Below are 2097 nucleotides of genomic sequence, written 5' to 3'. Positions count from 1 at the left end.
CGCTCTCAAGAACTGGTCTAGTAGAGCAGGTGTTGCACTTCAATTTTAAATCGAGGTACTTTTTAAATTGGTCACTATCAGTTAATTTTAGGATTTGCTGTTCATCCTGGGCGACTAATTGTGCTTTTCAAGCCTTAACATCTGCTTTATTTGGCATAAGTTACCCCTCCTCATCTTCAAAAATATCATTCAATGTTGGCAATGATCTTATTTGAATCGGGGTCGTGCCATAAAGGTCAACGTAGCCATCGGCTAATTTTTGCCAAGCCACTTGATAATAAGCCCCATTTTCAGTAGTTCCTTTTAAATACTTATAGGCGCCTTTAATTTTACATTTAGATTACAAGTGCATGCCCCCATCTTCATGCCGGTTCCGGGTTTGATGTTGCCGTTGCTTTTTCGTCATTTCCCACTCGGTCTCCTTTAGTCCACGTAGTTGCTGTTTTCTTAGATAGTCCGTGTTCTTCGCATATAAAATGGTCATTAAGGCTTCGTCCAAAATATTAGTCAGGTAATTTTTCGGGCTAGTTGGATGGTAATTAATGGCCTGATAGTCCTTAACTTGAGCTCGCTTATATTGATCAAAGCGCATTGTCTGTTGTTTCAAACGGGTTTGCACCATTTCAATTTGTTGGTGATCCAACTTAGGATCTTGGCCACATTCGCCGATAAACAGTTGCCGGGTGCCATCATGTTTTAAGACCCGTTGCAGTCGATGATCCTGAATATCTTTTAATTCCATTTTACCTAACAGGTAATTTAAACCGGCTTGGTGTTGCTGACTAGTAAAGACTACCGGTGGCTGCTGTTGCAATTGACTAAGATCATTGGCGCTTAATGGCTTTAATTCTGGGTCATAGTAAACCACAGCGGTATAGATTTTCTCCTTATCAATCGTCTCTAGCTTATCCAGGTCACTGTCCGGAAAAGCAGTCGTTAGAATGCTGTTGTATTGAGTTTGCACTACGGCTTTAACTTCCCGCATGACCCGTAAATTTTTCACCGCTTTAGAAATGAATTCGAGTTCGTTAGGTTGATAAGTGGCTAGCATGCCCCGATCAGTATGCTTCAAATCGTCTAACTGGTGACCATGTTTGGCTAGTACCGTGGTTAATTGCTTCTTAATTGTTTGGACCTGCTGATTAACTAACTGCCAGCTGGTATATGGCCGCTTGGTAAACGTCAATAATTGCTGGGTTAATAAGTCGTTTCGAATATCCGCTAACCGTTCTGCCAATTCGCTACCTTTGAAAATCGTTTGTTCACTATTAGTTTCTTTAACCAGTTCCCGTCGTTCAGCTGCGGTTGTCTGTTCAAAATTAAGTTCCGGATAAAGCTTTTTCGTTGCTCGTTCCACCACTTTATTTAACAACTGATTAGCTTGTGCTAGTGATGTCGTTTGCTGGTCAATAGTCAGCAGTTGCTTGGTTACATCTTCACCAATGGCATGTTTGATTAATAAGCTGTTTTTCCAATTAAACAGCATGCGCTGTTTATCATCTAAATGTTCTAAATCGACATAGGCTTTCAATTGCTGACTTAGATGACTAATTGTGTGTTTTTCAGAGAACGATAGCTCGTCAGTTAACGCGTCAAAATGTTCATGATTTCTTATCTTTTCGTCAAGATTATGATATTTAGCTTGAGCGTTTCTTTGCGCTCTAACTTGTTGATTAAATACTTTTCGATTTTTTCTTTGGCTGTTAATGCCTTCGTGTTGGGTAGGTGTCTCTTGAATCCCTTGATCGACAAACGATTTTTCACTAATCCGATCCGGAATATTTTTTTGTGCTAAAGACTGATTAACACTTGTTGCCCAATTATGCCGCCACTCATTAATTTTTTCCTTTTTATCCCAATCAACCAACCAAATTTTTCTTTGTTTTGGAAACCCGCTTTTGGTTAAAAGTTGCTTGCCATTTTCATCTTTAATGTATTGCGTCTTTGCTTTTAATCCCCAACTACCATCGGGGTTAAATGGGCGATTGGTTAACATCACATGTGCATGCGGATTGTCTAGGTGATCGCGATGAATTGCTACGTCAGCTACCATACCTTGATCGACAAAATTTTCTTGCACATATTTTGTCAGTAATT

1 protein-coding gene is annotated in these 2097 nt (G+C 39.8%); it reads right to left on the bottom strand.

The genetic code is table 11. From position 1 onward, the window contains the following. Positions 1–340: 340 nt before the first annotated feature. Positions 341–2097, bottom strand: a 1757-nt coding sequence (locus IV54_RS07800) for a MobA/MobL family protein (protein WP_057878808.1), incomplete at its 5' end; no start/stop codon positions are given.

It is taken from the genome of Levilactobacillus paucivorans, from assembly GCF_001437125.1.
In the GTDB taxonomy this organism is placed as follows: Bacteria; Bacillota; Bacilli; order Lactobacillales; family Lactobacillaceae; genus Levilactobacillus; species Levilactobacillus paucivorans.
The sequence above is the reverse complement of the archived record's forward strand: the minus strand, read 5'-3'. Positions and strand labels throughout refer to the sequence as shown.